General features: G+C 35.6%; 14 protein-coding genes, 1 tRNA gene and 3 pseudogenes. 9 read left to right on the forward strand and 9 right to left on the reverse strand.

Annotation, left to right across the window (positions count from 1 at the left end):
* The first annotated feature begins 385 nt into the window (after nucleotides 1-385).
* Nucleotides 386-1,522 carry a cob(I)yrinic acid a,c-diamide adenosyltransferase gene (locus A9Y75_RS13220; protein ID WP_071190017.1) on the forward strand — a complete coding sequence of 379 codons (1,137 nt, stop codon included), beginning with the start codon at nucleotides 386-388 and terminating at the stop codon, nucleotides 1,520-1,522.
* Nucleotides 1,523-1,960: 438 nt separating this feature from the next.
* Here A9Y75_RS13220 and A9Y75_RS13225 read toward each other — a convergent pair whose 3' ends face one another.
* From A9Y75_RS13225 to A9Y75_RS13240, 4 genes are all read right to left on the reverse strand, one after another.
* A complete protein-coding gene (locus A9Y75_RS13225; protein WP_071190018.1) occupies nucleotides 1,961-5,638 on the reverse strand; it encodes a TaqI-like C-terminal specificity domain-containing protein in 3,678 nt (1,225 codons plus the stop codon).
* Nucleotides 5,639-5,947: 309 nt separating this feature from the next.
* Nucleotides 5,948-6,319, reverse strand: coding sequence for a PIN domain-containing protein (locus A9Y75_RS13230; protein WP_071190019.1), 372 nt, complete (start codon nucleotides 6,317-6,319; stop codon nucleotides 5,948-5,950).
* Nucleotides 6,316-6,564 carry a ribbon-helix-helix protein, CopG family gene (locus tag A9Y75_RS13235; RefSeq protein ID WP_016953364.1) on the reverse strand — a complete coding sequence of 83 codons (249 nt, stop codon included), beginning with the start codon at nucleotides 6,562-6,564 and terminating at the stop codon, nucleotides 6,316-6,318. The genes A9Y75_RS13230 and A9Y75_RS13235 overlap by 4 nt, the downstream gene beginning before the upstream one ends.
* A gap of 84 nt (nucleotides 6,565-6,648) precedes the next feature.
* Nucleotides 6,649-7,716 (reverse strand): aromatic ring-hydroxylating dioxygenase subunit alpha, encoded by a 1,068-nt coding sequence (locus A9Y75_RS13240; RefSeq protein ID WP_071190020.1) that lies wholly within the window; start codon nucleotides 7,714-7,716, stop codon nucleotides 6,649-6,651.
* A 220-nt stretch (nucleotides 7,717-7,936) separates the two neighbouring features.
* Between A9Y75_RS13240 and A9Y75_RS13245 the strand changes: the two are divergent.
* A pseudogene (locus tag A9Y75_RS13245) lies at nucleotides 7,937-8,608 on the forward strand (IS701 family transposase); the annotation flags it as partial.
* A 16-nt stretch (nucleotides 8,609-8,624) separates the two neighbouring features.
* Here A9Y75_RS13245 and A9Y75_RS29610 read toward each other — a convergent pair.
* Nucleotides 8,625-8,807, reverse strand: a pseudogene (locus A9Y75_RS29610) (acetyl-CoA carboxylase, biotin carboxyl carrier protein); the annotation flags it as partial.
* Nucleotides 8,808-8,978: 171 nt separating this feature from the next.
* On the opposite strand from A9Y75_RS29610, the pseudogene A9Y75_RS13250 reads away from it, so the two are divergent.
* Nucleotides 8,979-9,434, forward strand: a pseudogene (locus tag A9Y75_RS13250) (IS701 family transposase); the annotation flags it as partial.
* Between the two features lie 36 nt (nucleotides 9,435-9,470).
* Here the strand turns inward: A9Y75_RS13250 and A9Y75_RS13255 are convergent.
* The 3 genes from A9Y75_RS13255 to A9Y75_RS13265 form a co-directional block, all read right to left on the reverse strand.
* Nucleotides 9,471-9,812 carry a protein kinase gene (locus A9Y75_RS13255; RefSeq protein WP_071190021.1) on the reverse strand — a complete coding sequence of 114 codons (342 nt, stop codon included), beginning with the start codon at nucleotides 9,810-9,812 and terminating at the stop codon, nucleotides 9,471-9,473.
* Entirely contained in the window at nucleotides 9,809-10,225 is a 417-nt protein-coding gene (locus tag A9Y75_RS13260; RefSeq protein WP_071190022.1) for a hypothetical protein, read from the reverse strand. Before A9Y75_RS13260 ends, A9Y75_RS13255 begins: the two co-directional genes overlap by 4 nt.
* A 243-nt stretch (nucleotides 10,226-10,468) precedes the next feature.
* Nucleotides 10,469-10,540 (reverse strand) — tRNA-Thr (locus tag A9Y75_RS13265).
* Nucleotides 10,541-10,851: 311 nt separating this feature from the next.
* Between A9Y75_RS13265 and argF the strand changes: the two genes are divergently transcribed.
* From argF to A9Y75_RS13285, 4 genes are all read left to right on the forward strand, one after another.
* On the forward strand, nucleotides 10,852-11,772 hold the full coding sequence (gene argF / locus A9Y75_RS13270; RefSeq protein ID WP_071190023.1) for an ornithine carbamoyltransferase: 921 nt from the start codon (nucleotides 10,852-10,854) through the stop codon (nucleotides 11,770-11,772).
* A gap of 157 nt (nucleotides 11,773-11,929) precedes the next feature.
* Nucleotides 11,930-12,535 (forward strand): transcriptional repressor LexA, encoded by a 606-nt coding sequence (gene lexA, locus A9Y75_RS13275; protein ID WP_071190024.1) that lies wholly within the window; start codon nucleotides 11,930-11,932, stop codon nucleotides 12,533-12,535.
* Between the two features lie 93 nt (nucleotides 12,536-12,628).
* Entirely contained in the window at nucleotides 12,629-14,101 is a 1,473-nt protein-coding gene (locus A9Y75_RS13280) for a DNA phosphorothioation system restriction enzyme (protein ID WP_071190025.1), read from the forward strand.
* Between the two features lie 330 nt (nucleotides 14,102-14,431).
* Nucleotides 14,432-14,767, forward strand: a complete 336-nt coding sequence (locus A9Y75_RS13285; protein ID WP_071190026.1) for a hypothetical protein — start codon at nucleotides 14,432-14,434, stop codon at nucleotides 14,765-14,767.
* 61 nt (nucleotides 14,768-14,828) lie between these two features.
* On the opposite strand, the gene A9Y75_RS13290 is transcribed toward A9Y75_RS13285, so the two are convergent.
* On the reverse strand, nucleotides 14,829-15,386 hold the full coding sequence (locus A9Y75_RS13290; RefSeq protein ID WP_071190027.1) for a Uma2 family endonuclease: 558 nt from the start codon (nucleotides 15,384-15,386) through the stop codon (nucleotides 14,829-14,831).
* A 337-nt stretch (nucleotides 15,387-15,723) separates the two neighbouring features.
* Between A9Y75_RS13290 and A9Y75_RS28475 the strand changes: the two genes are divergently transcribed.
* Together A9Y75_RS28475 and A9Y75_RS13295 are read left to right on the forward strand one after the other, a co-directional pair.
* Nucleotides 15,724-15,897 (forward strand): hypothetical protein, encoded by a 174-nt coding sequence (locus A9Y75_RS28475; protein WP_177176176.1) that lies wholly within the window; start codon nucleotides 15,724-15,726, stop codon nucleotides 15,895-15,897.
* On the forward strand, nucleotides 15,894-17,966 hold the full coding sequence (locus A9Y75_RS13295) for an AAA family ATPase (protein WP_071190028.1): 2,073 nt from the start codon (nucleotides 15,894-15,896) through the stop codon (nucleotides 17,964-17,966). Before A9Y75_RS28475 ends, A9Y75_RS13295 begins: the two co-directional genes overlap by 4 nt.
* Nucleotide 17,967: the final 1 nt, after the last annotated feature.

Genomic DNA, 17,967 nt, shown 5'->3' on the forward strand with positions numbered 1-17,967 from the left:
TTTGGGATTTGGGATTTGGGATTGAAGCCACCCACGAAAGGATGAGAATTAAAGGATTAAGTCAGCAACCTAAATCTAAAATGTAGCATTTGTCAAGAGTCCGGGTTAAATTGTTTAAATTGTAGAGTATAACTGAGATGATACGGATAATGGTGGCAATTATCTCATCAAAGAAGGGAATAGGGAACAGACAACAGTTTTCTCTACACATTAGTACAAAAATATGTAAATTAAGCGACTAAGCACTTACGGAGAAGCCAGCTACAAAATTTCTGAAAAGTATTTGCAATAAGCTTTTTTAATTTTTAATTTTTAATTTTTAATTCCGCGCAGCGGTGCTAGTTTAGGTAAAATAGGAGACTGCGACGTTACAGCTTTTCCAGAAATGACAAGAAATGGCATCGGTATTCGCACAGCACAAGTGCGTTCTGAACGGCTCATTGGCCAAATTCACGTCTATGATGGTATTGGCAAAGGTAAGTCCCAAGCGGCTTTAGGGGTGGTTTTGCGCTCGATTGGTTTGGGAATAAATACACCGAGTGATTCTAATCGCGTTCTACTGCTGCGGTTTCTCAAGGGGCCAGAACGTGATTATGATGAGGATGGAGCGATCGCAGCTTTACAGCGCGGTTTTCCCCATTTGATTGATCAGGTTCGCACGGGGAGAGCCGAGTTTTTTGGACATGATGAGATTACCCCTTTTGACAGAGAGGAAGCTTTGCGGGGTTGGGATGTGGCTAAAGGTGCGATCGCATCAGGGTTATACTCGGTTGTGGTTTTAGATGAAATTAACCCGGTTTTGGATTTGGGTTTGCTTCCTGTCGATGAGGTAGTAAAAACTTTAAAATCTAAACCCCAGGAATTGGAAATTATTGCTACTGGACGAGCGACACCGCAACAGTTACTGGATATTGCGGATTTGCATTCGGAAATGAAACCTCACCACCACCCGACAGCAGCAGCACTGTTAATTGAAGGGATTGAAATTTATACAGGTGCGGGTAAGGGTAAATCTACTAGTGCTTTGGGGAAGGCTTTACAAGCAATTGGTAGGGGAATAAATCATCCTGGTTCTACTCGTGTATTAATTATGCAGTGGTTGAAGGGTGGTAGTGGTTATACTGAAGATGCAGCCATAGCCGCTTTACAGCAGTCTTATCCTGAAGTGGTGGATCATTTACGCTGTGGTAGAGATGCGATTGTTTGGCGCAATTCTCGGCAAGAATTAGACTATATAGAAGCAGAAAGAGGTTGGGAAATTGCCAAAACTGCGATCGCATCTGGAATCTATAAAACCATCATTCTCGATGAACTCAACCCCACTGTTGATTTAGAATTACTTCCTGTTGATCCGATTGTTCAAGCTTTATTGCGTAAACCCCGCGATACAGAAGTTATTATTACTGGTCGCTGTCAAAATCAACCTGCATATTTTGATTTAGCCAGTATTCATTCTGAGGTTTATTGTCATAAACACTACGCTAATCAAGGGGTAGAACTGAAGCGCGGAGTTGATTTTTAGAACCATAAGATCCCCGACTTCTTTTGTATCCTGTAAATAAATTATCAATTGATGTTAGAAGTCGGGGATCTGGTTTTTAAACAAGGACATTTTGGCAACAAAAGTCTTGATTTTTTACATCAAATGTGTATGGCGTAACTTAACGCATAATATTTTTATTTGGGTTGAGAAAAGCCAACCCTAAAATCTCTGTGTAAGCTGCAATATCCTGCTTAGTCTCCCTATCTGCAATTTTAGCAACATTATTAGCAATTTGGGATAATAAACCTTGAGGTGAATTAGGGTTATAAAGTTAAATTGTCTGAATTAGAAATTGGGTAGGTTGGGTTGACATTAGGAAACCCAACATTTTTAAACATTTGTTGGGTTGCGCTGTCGCTTAACCCAACCTACGAAAACTAATTAATATCAGAAATTGGAGATATGGATAAAGCGATATTATCTAGAACTTTCTATAATTTGAATTTTCTCTGTTTTTAAATCATAAAGTTGATAAACCATTTGGTCAATTTCTGCTTCTAATGCGGTTGTATCTGCATTAGGATCGGACTTTTTAGCAGTGAGGATTTGATCAACTATTTCAATAAAAGGAATTTGTTCTTTTAGAGAAATTGGATAAAATGGTAAAAGTCCTAAATGAAAAGCTTTAACTTGTGCCAATGCTTCTCCTTTTTCTGGATTAATGCTAGTATACACAAAATCAATTAGTTTTGAGTTTAATATACCGAGTATATATTTAAGGTTAAATTTTTCATCTTTTTTGAGAATAATATGAGTATTATCTCGCATGATAAATCCAGACTCAATCAAAGTTCCAATAATCTGATCGCTAGTTTGTCTAAAAATCAGTTTTTCTTTTGCTTTAAATATGGATTCTTCTCTAGGTGCTGCAAGCCATTTACCATAACTAATCCAAAAATTGCCATTCCATAAAATTACATATTTATTAAAATAACGTCCACCAATTAAAGGTTGAAAAGTATCGTTTAATTTAGTTTCAGAAGTATAAGGTTTTTCATCTAATATTTTTCTTGTTTGCGGTGGATAACCTTTACCAACTTCATAAGGTTTTACACCATTTTTAATATCAAAATAATCTTTAACTAACAAAGATTTGGAATAAATGACATTTAACAATAAAAGTTGTTCCTCGGTAAGCAAAAAATTAAAGAAATCTTGTTTGGAAAGAGTATTTTTTGATAAAATATTAATAATTTCAATTGTTTCACTATTTCTCAAGTTGATTTTGATATCATATTCTGATATTTGACTATTTTGCATCAAGATAATATCACAATCTACTGTTGCTTCATCAAATACTTTAGTTTGAAATTGATCTATACATAGCAGACGGAATTCTCTAATTAAGTTCTGTCTAAACTCCTGTGCTGCATCAATTAATTTCCAAGTATTAGGTATTATATAACATAGATATCCATGTGGTTTTAAAATATCTTTTAATGCTAATAAACAAAATATAAAATAGCTATCTTTTAATAAATTGTTTATACCTAGTTTTTCATATCTATTCCGTAGTAGAGCTAATTCTGATTTTGAAGGTAATATACCATAAGGAGGATTACCAATAACAGCATCAAAACCGACAAAAACACCATCATCATTTAACACTTCAGGAAACTCAAAACGCCATTCAAGAGCATTTTCATAAATCTTACCACTTTCTATATCCTCAATCTCAACCCGTAACTTATCAATCTCATTATTTAACTTAGCAATCTTTTTCTCCCGTGCTTTTTTCTCAGCTTTAGTTTCCTCAAATAAAAAAGTTTGATTCTCTAAATTATACACTTCACCTTCTAACTTTCTTAACTTAGTCTTATTAGGATCAATTCCCTGTAAAGTAGTTTTAAAATTACCTTTAATCTCCCTAATTAACCTTTCCATTTCCCGCTTTTGCTCCTTATTTTCAGCATTGCGGTAAGTTTGGACAGCATTTCTATAACTTTCAATACTGCATTTATTTTTATTTAAAGCAGTTCGCAAATTAGCATCTAACGAAAACTGACTAATTAAAGAATTACCACATTTAATATTAATATCAATATTGGGTAAAGTCTCCAATTCTCTCTCTTCTTTATTCCCTGCTCCTCGTAGGAGTAGGGTTAGGGGTGAGGTTTTATAATAAGCATTTTTTAAAAGTTCAATCCACAAACGTAATCGACATATTTTTACAGAATTGGGGTTAATATCCACACCAAATAAACAATTTTCAATAATCGTTTGTTTTTCATGAAATAGAGTTTCTTGTACTCGTTGACTTTCCTGATTTTTAGGATTATATTCAAATAATAAACCATCCTCATCAGTAACAACTAATTCATCATTTGCAACTTCAATATTATATTCTTTTAATCTTTTACCTTGTCTATCAAGTAAAATTCTCAACTCACTTTTGATAGCAATAATTTCATTCAGCGCAGAAACTAAAAAATGTCCTGAACCCACAGCAGGATCACATATTTTTAAACTATTAATAATATTATTAGCTACTTGTTTATCTTCAATTTTTTCATATAAATCATCAATAGTTTCACAACTCCAATTTTTAACTTCATTAAACTTTTGTACAACTGCTCTCCTAATGGTTTCCCGACACATATACATAGTAATAAAACCGGGAGTAAAGAAAGAACCATCTTTATAACCATTAATTTTCTCAAAAATTAAACCTAGAACAGACGCATTAATTAATCTTTTATTCTCTTCTTGAATTTCTTCACCACTTTCACTACTAAAATCATAAGCATTGAGAAATTCAAATAGATATTCTAAAGCATTAATTTCACTGGTGCGTTTTTTTCCGTTGTTGTCTTTTAAGATAGTCGCAGGGAAAATCTCAAGCTGCTCATTTCTCAAATTGCTAATAAAAATAGTTGCTTGTTCCATTTCTGTAGGTTCAAATAGAGAACTATTCAAATAAGGAACATGAGAAAATATTTTTTGTAAATTTTGGTTTCTTTCCTGTGATTTCCGAGCTAAGACACTGAAAAATAGACTATTGAGATCATCGTAATTTTTTACTTTCTCTAAATTCAAAAATCCTAAAGATTGATTATTTTTATGATATTTAATTAATTGAGCTTCTAATAATTTTAAAAATAGGATTCTATTTATCCAGGTAATTGCTAATTCTAAACTCAGATTAAAAAGTTGTTCTTGATAAGTTTCTCCAAATTGTTCCGGTTTTTCTAAACGAGAAATTTTATCTAAACTATCAACTTGGGAAATAGCATTCTCTATCAATGAACCTACATTTCTCTCATTTTCTTTTTGACGTTGAATGAGTTTTTTACTACCTTCTTTAGTTTCTGTTAAACCAATAATATGTAATAGTTCGCTGTAAAATCCTTTATCAAGGGTATTAATATCATTTGCAAAAGGTAATTTTAATAAATGTTCTGGAGAAAGAAGCTTAAACAGAACAATTAATTTATAATCATCTGCATTTATACCCAGTGTTAAATATTGCTGATATTCTCGAATATCAAAATGTGTAAAAGTTATTTTATCTTCAATTTCTGCAATAGCAGGTTGAGCAATTTCTCTATAGAAAAACTCGGTTTTTTTGCTACTTAATCTCTCCTCTTCAAAATCATTAAATTGTTTAACAAAAGATTTATTACCAATAAATAAGGTTTCAAAACTCTGAGCATCAAAAATAAACCATTCATAAATATTAGTAGCTATTAAATATTTAAGTTCTAAATTTTTCTCTATCAGACGTTCTCTCAGAAAATATAAAACCAATTCCTGAAATGCTTTAGTATTCAAATTGTCAACTTTTAGCATTTCGCTTTTGTTGCTTGGCTTTTTAACTTCTAAAATTACACCTACACTGCTTTTAGCATCTTTACCATTATGAATAACTAAATCATTACGTCCTTTAGTATTAATAAAATGATTTTTACTATAATAAGTAGTTTTCAAGAAATCGCTAATCAGATTTTTATGAAATTCCTCTGATTCAGATTCATTGATTTTCTCAATTAGATTCAGCAGATGATTTTTAAAAGTGTCAATATCATTTCTTGTAGGGTTAATTTTTAAGAAAGCTTTATTTAATGCTTGTCTAGGTTGTATTTTTAGTAAATTCATTTTTTCACACCTTGATATTTATTATGGGTAGTTTTTTAAGTCATTTATAATATATCTAATATAGTAGTATAGTAGTTTATTCGCGTGTTCGTAAAAAGGATCAATATGGATAACAATACTTTAGATTTAATCACAGGAGGATTAGCGATCGCTATTTTGGTAGGTGGGATGTTGATGATGTTCACTACCATCTTCAGCACCAAGAAATAATTTAATCATTTTCACCCAGTTCTTCTGGGTGATCCATCACCAAAATTCAATTTAAAGCATTGTAGGAATGATTTTTGGCGCTTCTTTATTACTGAAACGTTAAATAAAAAAGTCTCTTCTATCTAGAGTAAAAATAGTGTCAATGTTTTTTTGCTCTGCTACATACATAAGACTGGCATCAGCAATCTGAGAATTTATATCTTCGTATTTTGTAAGAAAATTTTCTAGCCAAGGTAGTGATTCAGAAGGTAACTCTTCTAGCGCAAATAATCCTCCAGAGAATGCATGAAATAATCCTTGGAGAGCTTTTTTATTCTTCCGCAGAAGATACTGAGATTCAGTTATCACAGGCCATGTAGTAAGAAGAGGTGGGGAGAGTTTTTTAAGCGTTTCAACACAGATTTTATGATGGTTATCGGCTGAAGAAAGAATGGCAACAATAGGACCTGTATCAATGAGAATGCCGCTCATTTGCCAAACTCCTCTAAATAATCTGTGTTGGTACTTAAGTCAGATGGCATATCTCCAGCAACACCAATGATTCCTAAATCCTTAGCCAAATCGTAACAGGACATTTGAGAACCTACAGATTGAAAATACATTCTCAGTGCTTCTCGCACTATCTCCGATTCAGTCTTATTCTCCCGGAGGGAGAGACTGCTTAAAAGAGAGTGTTCCTGTTCATCAATACAGATGGTAATACGTTCTTCTTTCATGTCGGATGTTATATTGTCTTAATTTGACAATAACAATAAACCTATTCAGCCTGTTGTTAACTAATTGTACAATTAACTAGTTCTTCAAGCAAACCATCGTAGTAAAACACTCTTAACAGGATTGATAAATTCCCGTTTTTCAGATGTTGCGCGAGCAAACTCCCGCTTTAACTGGTAGTACCATTGGGCTTGCATATCTGAATCTTTAATTAATCGCAGCACTGGCTCATATTTAAGTCCAATTTGCTGCTTTTCTACCACTGCGCGATCTTGTCCCAGGAATTTCCGCGCTAGTACATGAATTAAAGGTTTGAATACAGTTAACCAAGAAGGCATTCCATAAAGAACAAAATTTACCTCAGTTTCTGTATCAGAAATCGGTGTAACCGCTGTCAAATTACAAAGTCGATGTTTACCAAAGGTAATCTCTTCTATTCTCACACCTGGTAAGCGAAAAGAAATTTCTACTTCTGGAATACCCCCACCGACTAACCAATATAATCGGCTCATATTCTCCATATTCTCTGACAACTTATGTCGTCGGACGGTAAACCCGTAAGGTGAAGGATCAAATTGTTTTACTTCTTCATGCAGTTCCCCGCTTCTCCACCACCATACCCGATGTACATAAGGAGAATGAGCAGGGTCCATTAAACCTGTCACCGCATGATCAATAAAGCAAGGAAACCGCATTACCTCAACTAGTTGGGGTTGTTGTTCAGCAGCAAAACCTGGAACTATGGGAACTTCCATTTCTGAAGCATTGGCTTGAGATTTATCCCCATCGGACATATATATCCAAATATTGCCTTGAGTTTCATGGATAGGATATGATTGCACATCGAAGCGACTCAAATCCGTATCTTGCTCAGGCAATAAAGATGGAATTGTGACACAATGTCCAGCAGGGTCAAAACGCCAACCGTGATAACAGCATTCTACTTCTTGCCCATCGAATCGACCACAACTCAAGGGTACAGCCCGATGAGGACAAATATCGCGCACCGCAGAAACCTTACCATCTTGGCTTCTCATCAGTAGCACTGGTTCTCCTAAGAAAATCCGAGCAACCATTTTACCTGGTTTGAGCAGACAACTAGGTAGTGCATAGTACCAAAGATTACGTAATAAAAGGTTTTTGTTATCTATCACAATATAACTAACGTATAACTAAAGGCAATATATCCGACAATAGCGGTAGAGAACAAGTTTTCTTTGCAGATAAATTCTATATTCCTAGGACTTACGCATTGACAGAATAACAAAATAGTGCATTGATAAATAAGAGTCGTCGAGTAATGGGTATGAGAGAATGAGAGAAATTACTAAACCCTCGACAGCACAATGCAATCTAGACATCTACACCTTATTTTTGCTGTCAGAGCCAAAGTATGGAGGGTGCAGTAGGTTAGCGGAGATATTGGGAGATGTTTCACATGATAGTGTAAACCGCTTTTTATTGAGAGAGAGATACGAACCCAAAGATTTATTCAGCATAATAGAGAAAATTATCAATCTGGAAGGAGGGATATTAAGTGTAGACGATACAGTCATAGAAAAGATTTACAGCGACCCTAAAAATGCGGAATTAATCAGTTATTTTTGGTCAGGGAAAGCCCATAAAACTATTATTGGCTTAAATTTAATTAGTCTATATTACAGTGATATTAATGGTAATTCAGTACCAATAAATTATAGAATATATGATAAAAAGGAGGGAAAAACAAAAAACGATTATTTTAGAGAAATGGTAATTGAAATAATAAGCTGGGGAGTCAAACCCAGAATGGTAACAGGAGATAGTTGGTATTCTGGAGTAGAAAACTTGAAATTTCTAAAAAACCAGAAATTGGGTTTCCTATTCGGAATTGAAAAAAATAGAACTGTTTCAAATGAGCCACACAAGTATTGTCAAGTAAGCACTCTGGCTATTCCCCAAGAAGGATTAAGGACTCATCTGAAAGAATTTGGATTTATAAAATTGTTTAGGAAAGACTTTAAAAAGGAAGACTCTAGACATTATATTTTATATCTACTAGATGAATCTGATTTCCTGTCGTTACCGATGTCAATCCCGAACCCACCACACCACTTAGTGTAGCTTGACCTACCGCGAGTACATGATTACCGATAGCTTTCCGTACCGTTAACTCAAAATTATCGCTTTTGAGCGTTACTTCTGCAATATCCGTTTGTGCAATAGTTGCCAGTAGTTGGCGGATTTCATTAAAGTCTAATGGCACAGTTTTTTTTACCTCGACCTAAACGTAAATGAAAATCTTAAGTGTGGCAGAGATTTAATCCCTTTATAAACAAGGGATTGAAATCGGTAATACCAATTTTGGATTGGTAATTGGTAATTGGAGAATGATTCCCTATTACCCAGTCACTATCAGGTGTAGAAACTTTGTTGAACTGTTTCAAATGAGCCACACAAGTATTGTCAAGTAAGCACTCTGGCTATTCCCCAAGAAGGATTAAGGACTCATCTGAAAGAATTTGGATTTATAAAATTGTTTAGGAAAGACTTTAAAAAGGAAGACTCTAGACATTATATTTTATATCTACTAGATGAGGAGAAAATCAAAGACATAACCAGAAGTACCTTTATCACAATTCATGATACCCATTGGGGTATTGAAACATTTCATCGAGCCATAAAACAAGTATGTGGAATTTGTCGGTTCATGGTTAGAGATACCTGTGCAATCAAAACTCATATATTTTGTTCACTTCAAGCTTTTGTGAAATTGGAGTTTATGCGCTCTGAAAATATAATTAGCAATTGGTATGAAGTACAAAGGAATCTGTTTACTTCTGTTGTCCGTGAGCATATTTTTGCCAACCTTCGCAAGGATGCCATTATCTAGACTACATAGATGATATTTTTTGTCAATGCGTAAGTCCTATTTATTTTGCAGATCAATTTTAGAATCAATAGAGTTTTTTTGATTATTAAAAAGCATATCTCCATTAATTGCTCTATACAAGGTAACTCCCATTAAATAGATATCTGATTCAATTGTTACAATATTTTGAAAAACTTCAGGAGGAAAGCCAAAAATGTACATTGGTGGTGGATTTAAGACTCCATTTTGATTGAGTAATCCTGACTGTCCAAAATCAGCAATCATTGGTTCATCTGTGTCAGAAAATAGGATATTAGAAGGTTTAACATCAAGGTGTAGATAGTTTTTAATATGGATATGGTGAAGCCCATTTAGTACACCTTGAGCAAGTCTAATCACTTCTTTAAGCGATAATGGATTTTGACAAAATTAGATAAGTATTTTTTTGCAGCTTTAGAATTTATTTCAGAAGAGATTGTTGCTAAAGCTCCTACTATACACTCGATTTTTTTTGTTCCTAAACCCTCAAGAATGACACCTTCAATCCTTGCCCTTTGAAGTAAAGAGTCTTTGTTAGCTGTTTTAAAAGAACTAGGCTCAGGAAGACGAATTGCACCATACTGAGGCTGATATTGTTCAATGATGGTCAACAAACGCTTTCTATACCAAACAAGTTTATCACACTCTTTATCATAACTATCTGGTGGACTCATTTTATCATGGGCAACAAGGATAGGTTCTTGTTTGGTTCCTTCAACAACAGCATAATTAACAATTTGAGGTTCAACTCTAAAGCCAATTGCTTTTACCATAAATTCTATTTTGATTAACTTTGAAATTGTTCTAAGTTTTTCTTAGTTTATTTGATATTTAAATTTTTCTTGTAACTGCTGATAAATAATATCTAACCACACGGGAATCACAGCATTACCTTCATCTAGGGATGCGTAGACGCGTTAGACATCGCTTTCTTACTGTCAAATTCTACTCAAGAGCGTTTGTCAACGCGGTCAAATAATCTGGCAATTGACAGTTGAATTTGCGAATATACATAGAGCCAGCAGCGGGATTTGAACTCGCGACCTTCCGATTACAAGTCGGATGCACTACCACTGTGCTATGCTGGCGTTTTGGGAAGTAAGCTTTAAGCACTCACTGATTAACAATCATATCATAAATTTTAAATTTGTCTAGAGTCTAAAATAAAAAAATTTCTCCCCCAACTCTAGCTACTTTCTGAGCAAAAGCACAAGGATGCGGGAACGTGTAAGCGAACAGGGGGAAGCGGCTATGAGTCCTAATGTGATTCATTACCAAAGCTGACTTCAATTCTGTAGCTCAAAGTAACAATATTTGGTACAGTTTTAAGACTGTATCCCTTTTGAGGCGGCTGAGTGAAGGCACAGATACAGATCATTATTATTTAAACATCATCAGCATGGCAGCATTGATCGGACGAGATTTATTAGGTCTGGCGGATCTTAGTTCCACAGAACTGCAAGAACTTCTGGAATTGGCAACTCTGCTAAAGTCGCAACAGCTAAAGTTGCAGTGTAATAAAGTGTTGGGTTTGTTATTCTCTAAAGCTTCAACTCGCACGAGAGTGAGCTTTACAGTGGCGATGTACCAACTGGGTGGACAGGTAATCGATCTCAACCCTAATGTGACTCAGGTGAGTCGAGGAGAACCTGTTCAGGATACAGCCAGAGTGTTGGAGCGTTATATGGATATTCTCGCAATTCGCACTTTTGCCCAGCAGGAGTTAGAGACTTTTGCTAATTATGCCCAGATTCCTGTCATTAATGCCCTGACAGATTTAGAACATCCTTGTCAGGTGTTAGCTGATTTATTAACAATTCAAGAATGTTTTGGGACTTTGGCTGGTTTAACTTTGACTTATGTGGGTGATGGGAATAATGTCGCTAATTCCCTCATACTGGGTTGTGCTTTGGTGGGAATGAATGTGCGGGTGGCTTTTCCTTCGGGATATGCACCAGATGCAGAAATTGTGGAAAAAGCTAGGAAAATAGCTAATAATAAAACTGAAGTTGTTCTCACTCATGACCCCGAAGCAGCTGCCAAAGGTGCATCTGTACTTTACACTGATGTTTGGGCAAGTATGGGACAAGAGGCGGAAGCTGATAACCGTTTCCCCATTTTTCAACCTTATCAAATTTCTCAGCAATTATTAAGTCTTGCAGATCCAGCCGCAATTGTTTTACACTGTTTACCAGCCCATCGCGGTGAAGAAATTACTGAGGAAGTAATCGAAGGTTCTCAATCAAAAGTTTGGGATCAGGCGGAAAATCGATTACACGCTCAAAAAGCTTTACTGGCTAGTATTTTAGGGGCTAAATAGTTTTCTCAGTAATGGGTAAGAGAAATAACAATCACCATTATTTATTACCCATTACCTCCTCCCCAATTACCATTAATCTTTACTTCTATCTTGTTAAGGGAAGATTTTTGTAGTACTAATGTTCTAGAGACATTTGTAATTACTTCCCGAAAAAATTATGGAAAGGCTAACAGAAGCTCAACAAGAATTATACGAATGGTTGACAGAATATATCCGAATGAATCAGCATTCGCCTTCTATTCGCCAAATGATGCAAGGTATGAACCTGAAGTCACCAGCGCCCATTCAAAGCCGTTTGGAGCATTTACGCAATAAGGGCTATATTGAATGGAAGGAAGGTAAGGCGCGAACGATTCGGGTTTTGCGTTCTGTTAAGCTCGGTGTGCCAATTTTAGGTACTATTGCTGCTGGTGGATTAATTGAACCTTTTACGGATGCTGTTGAACATTTAGACTTGGCTAATTTATCATTACCTGCCCATAGTTACGCTTTGCGGGTTGCTGGTGATAGCATGATTGAAGATTTTATTGCTGATGGTGATGTGGTATTCTTGCGTCCGGTAGCAGAACCGAATCAGTTGAAAAATGGGACTATTGTAGCTGCGAGAGTGGACGGACATGGTACAACATTAAAACGTTTTTATCGTCATGATGATCTTGTGACTCTCAAACCGGCAAATCCTAAGTACAATCCCATTGAAGTACCAGCAATGCAAGTACAGGTACAAGGTTCTTTAGTTGGTGTTTGGCGAGATTATAACTAAAGATTGGGGAGATGGAGACAAATCAATTCTAAATTCACAAGTACTCCGGTTTTTTCCCTATGATTAGTTACCAATTACCAATTACCAATCTTTATGTATCTGACGCAAAAACCAGTGCAGAAATTGCCTTCTTTCTCTCTCAAGTTACCTTATGTGGGGGAGAAAAAGGGCAGTTATCACGTTAAGCAGCCATTACCGGGATGTCCGAAAATGCCTTTATCTCTGCAATTGCGGGGATATCAGCGTGAAGCTATTACTAGCTGGTTTGCTAATAATGGCAGGGGGACTTTAAAAATGGCTACTGGTAGTGGTAAGACTATTACGGCACTGGCTATTGCTTGTGAATTGTATCAGCAGATTGGGTTACAAGTCTTGTTGGTGGTATGTCCCTATCGTCATCTTGTTAGCCAATGGGCTAGAGAATGTGAGAAATTTAACTTAGAGCCGATTTTGGCTTTCGAGAATTTACGTAGTTGGCAAGGTCAACTATCAACGCAAATTTATAATCTGCGTTCAGGTTCTCAAGGTTTTGTGACGGTAATTACCACTAACTCGACTTTAATTGGTGATGGTTTTCAGTCGCAACTTAAATATTTTCCGGCTAAAACTTTAATTATTGGTGATGAAGCCCATAATTTAGGCGCACCTAAGTTAGAGGAAAGTTTACCCCGGAAGGTAGGTTTGCGACTGGCTTTATCTGCGACTCCGGAAAGGTATTTTGATGATGGGGGAACAGAATCTTTATTAGATTATTTCGGTTCTGTTCTCCAACCTGAGTTTAGTTTACAGGATGCGATCGCACAAGGAGCTTTGGTACATTATCTTTATTATCCAGTTTTGGTGGAGTTAACGGAGGCTGAAAGTATTGCCTATCTTAAGTTAACAAAAAAAATCGGACGTTCTCTTTTATATCGAGAACGAGATAATGGAGATTTTGAAGACAACGAAGATATAAAATCCTTATTAATACAACGTGCTAGGTTAATTGGTACAGCAGAAAATAAGTTAATAGCTTTGCGGGAATTAATGGAAACTCGCAAAGAAACAAGCCATACTCTATTTTATTGTAGTGATGGTTCTCAAGACATCGGACAACGTTCATCTTTGCGTCAACTCAAAGCTGTTTCTAAAATTTTGGGGGTAGAATTAGGTTATAAAGTCAGCACTTACACCGCACACACTTCTTTAGAAGAAAGAGAAACTTTACGTTGTCAATTTGAAAGTGGAGAATTACAAGGTTTAGTTGCTATTCGCTGTTTAGATGAAGGTGTGGATATTCCGGCTATTCAAACTGCGGTGATTTTATCAAGTTCAGGAAATCCCCGTCAATTTATCCAACGTCGCGGACGAGTTTTACGTCCTCACCCTGGTAAGGAGAGGGCGACGATTTTTGATATGATTGTTTTACCGCCAGATTTAGATAGAGAAACTATTGAGGTGGAACGGAATTTGTTAAGGAAAGAATTGCGGCGTTTTGTTGAGTTTGCTGATTTGGCTGATAATGCTGGAGAAGCAAGGATGAAATTACTGGCTTTACAAAAAAGATACGGGTTATTGGATATTTGAACCGCAGATCACCGCAGATGTTTTATTGGCGGCGCAAAAAATTCTAGAAAAGTATTGCTAAAAGCTGTCGGCTGGGGTATATTAATATAATGGGACATAAGCAAAATTTTTAAAGAGGCACGCGTTCCCATTATAAAAATATCATCCCTAGCGCCGCAAGTCAACCCCCAAAACCATTTAAATTCAAAATTTGACGATTATGAAAGCCTTTATCCCTCGGATGGGTTGACACAACCCTCGGTAAATAGGATATTAATTTAGTCAGGTGTCAAAATTTATGCCCTGGCGAATCTGTTGATTTTCATAGGAATAAGCCTAAATTGTCTAATTATGACCTTACAATCTTTACATTTGTTACTAGGCAAATTATTTGCATTAATTATTTTTTATAAGAGTAAAGAGAATAATTGTTATTACTTAGAAACTGATGATTGGAAGAAATATCAGCATTCAACAAATGAGATTACACTATCATATATCATATCTCCTGCGGAAGAATTGATTTTAGAAAAACAGATTAAAGATGTTTTTTACCTTTTAAAAGAAATATCTATTATGTATTCTAACTTAGAAATACCAACCCGTTCGGTTCTAGTTGATAGCCACGCCAAAGTCTTATCCAGAAAGGCTTTGATGATTTTTACGATTGATAGAAATCCAAAATAGAAAACCTTTGTCACAGAAGGGTTGTAGCTTTAAAAATCAAATTTAGTCTAAACTCCAGTTGTTAAAATCCTTGTATTAACCGTTGAATATAAATTTTAATTTCTGGAAATGCTAAGGGAGATATTTCACCGCAAGTAAATGTTAATTCTCTAGAATAATTACCATTTATTGGTTCTCTAAACACTTTTAATTGTTGATTTTTTAAGTCTACCACCCAATACTCATTAATTAATGCAGCAGCATAAGTTTTGCGTTTTATCTCTAAATCTTTACTTAGGGTAGTTTTAGAATATTCGATTAACCAAAATATATTTTCTGGATAAGGGTGGTGACTGCGATAAATAGCCCGCAGTGGTTCAACTATTGCTAAATCTGGTTCTGGTTCTGAATTGCTATTAGGTATTGTAATAGGTTTTGCATCTCTTACCAGTGCTTTTGAACCGAGTAATTCCCGCAAATATTCAGCCGAGTCAGTATTAATTTGCGCGTGTTCTGGTCCTTCCGGTGCCATGTTGATAATTTCTCCATTTAGTAGTTCAACTTGACGACCAGCTAAAAGGCCAATTTCAATCATACGATGATAGTCGTCTAAACTCCATTTAGCAATAGTAACTGTCATGGTTAGTTTTCCTAAAGCTAGGGTACGATTTCGATTTTAACTTGAATTTGATATACTTTTAAAAGTTTTGGGCGACTAGAAGTCGCTACTACACAAGCAAAGTCCACCTGCGTGGACTAACGAAAAATTAAGGATTTGAAACCCATGTTCGCGTAGCGTTCCGCAGGAATAGATGGGTTTTGTATGTGTAGCCGCGACTTCTAGTCGCCAGGTAGGTAATAAATTAGACTTCCATGTAGCCCAACCCATTATATAAAGTGGAGTGGGATGAGTACAGACAAATAAAAATAGTATCAGAAATGGTTAAAATAGAAAATAAATCTATTATTGTTGGGAAATGATACCAGAAGCAAATATTGAAGATGTACAAGAACCAATTACCACCGCACCACCAGAAGTCAAGCAAATAATTGATAAGGTATGTAAATTAGAGAAAAGTAGATTAGATAGAAAGAGCAAAGGTCATATTAATGATGATATTCTCACAATAGTGAAGGAAGCAGTGCAATGAAGCTAACTTCAATTAAATTATGTAATTTTCGTTCCTTTTATGGAAAAACCCCAGAGATAACTTTAGCTGGTGGAGATCTTCGCAATACTACAATGATTTATGGTAGTAATGGCGCAGGTAAAACCAGTATTTTGAATGCGTTTACCTGGGTATTATATGAAAAATTTAGTGCTGCATTTGCGTCAACAGAACAGTTAGTAAATAAACGCGCAATTGCGGAATCTCAACCAGGAGATCCTGTAGAATGTTCAGTAGAAGTTGGTTGGGAACATGAAAGCAACCGTTACCGCGCTACTCGTTCTTGTCGGGTTTATAAAAATGAAAGTAATTTTATTGAACTTGGTAAAACTCAGTTAAAAATTCAAGTTGCTGGAGATGACGGAAAATGGTATTTTCCCCTTCAGCAAGCTGAAGAAATCATCACCCAGATTTTACCAGCAAGTTTACATCAATATTTTTTCTTTGACGGTGAACGCATTGAAGAAATCGTGCGTTCTGATAATAAAGCGGAAATTGCAGAAGCAATTAGGACTTTTTTAGGTGTGGAAGTCATTGAACTTTCTATCAAACACCTGAAAGACGCTAAAAAGAGTTTAGAAACTGAGTTAAAAAATATTGGTGACGCAGAAACCAAACAGTTATTAAATCAGCAAGAAAAGCAAGAATTGGAAATTGAAACCATCAATAAACGTCAAACGGAAATAAATCAAGAATTAGAACATCAACAGACATTTAAAAAAGAAGTCAGTAATAAATTACGAGAATTGAGTGCTGTTAAGGAATTACAGGAAAGAAAGCAAAATTTAGAATCGCAAAGGGATAGCTTACGGGAAGAATTGAAGAAAACACGGGAAAATTTGAAAAAAGTTATTTCCGCACGGGGTTATACTGTTCTGTTGTCAGAAACAACGGCTAAGTTTCGGGAAATATTTACAGATTTAAAACAAAAAGGTGAATTAACTGCGGGAATTTCGCGGGAATTTGTTAATGATTTACTCAATTCTGGACGTTGTATTTGTGGTGCTGATTTAAGAGAAGGAACTCATACTCATTTTCATGTCAAGAATTTAATGAAAAAAGCAGGTTCTTCAACAGTGGAAGAAACCGCAATTAGAATGAGCGCACAAGTTGAAGAAATTGATAAACAAGCAGTTTCTTTTTGGGAGGAAGCGGATAGAGAACAAGCACGAATTCAACAGTTAAGGGAAAATCTCAATCAAGTTGAACTGGAATTAGCAGGTATTCAAGAACAACTGCGAAAAGATCCCAATGAGGAAATTAGCAGTTTACAAAAACGTCTTGATGAAATTGAAGCCCAAATTGATGAATTAAATCGAGAACAAGGTGCAAATCAACAGGAAGTTTTACATCTGAAAACAGATATTGATGCTTTGATAAAACAAATATCTAAGCAAAAACAAAATGAGGAAAAACAATCTTTAGCACAGCGTCGCATTAATGCTACTCAAGATGCTATTGAACGGTTATCGGAAGTTAAAAACCGTCAAGAAAACCAGTTTCGTCTGCAATTGGAACAGCGAGTACAGGAAATTTTCTCGGATATGTCTTTTACTCCTTATGTTCCCAAAATTAGCGAAAAGTATGAGTTGAGTTTGGTGGAAAATACGACGGGAATTGAAGCACCAGTTGCAGCTTCTACCGGGGAAAATCAAATTCTCAGTTTATCTTTTATTGCTAGTATTATTGATAAAGTGCGCGACTGGAGTGAGAAGCGAAAAATGATGATGGTTCCTGATAGTAGCACTTTTCCTATTGTCATGGATTCTCCTTTTGGAAGTTTAGATGCTAATTCCCGTCGTCACATTGCGCGAACTATTCCTAAGTTAGCAAATCAGTTAATTGTTTTGGTGACTAAGACTCAGTGGAGGGTAGAAGTTGAGGAGGAAATTTATGATAAAATTGGGAAGGAATATGTGTTAGTTTATTATTCTTCTAAGCCTAATTGTGAACAGGATTTTATTGAGTTGGGGAAGGAAAGATATTCTTTGGTAAGACAGAGTTTGAATGGTTTTGAATATACTGAAATTGTTGAAGTGGAACGAAATTAAT

This window comes from Trichormus sp. NMC-1, assembly GCF_001858025.1.
Lineage (GTDB): Bacteria > Cyanobacteriota > Cyanobacteriia > Cyanobacteriales > Nostocaceae > Anabaena.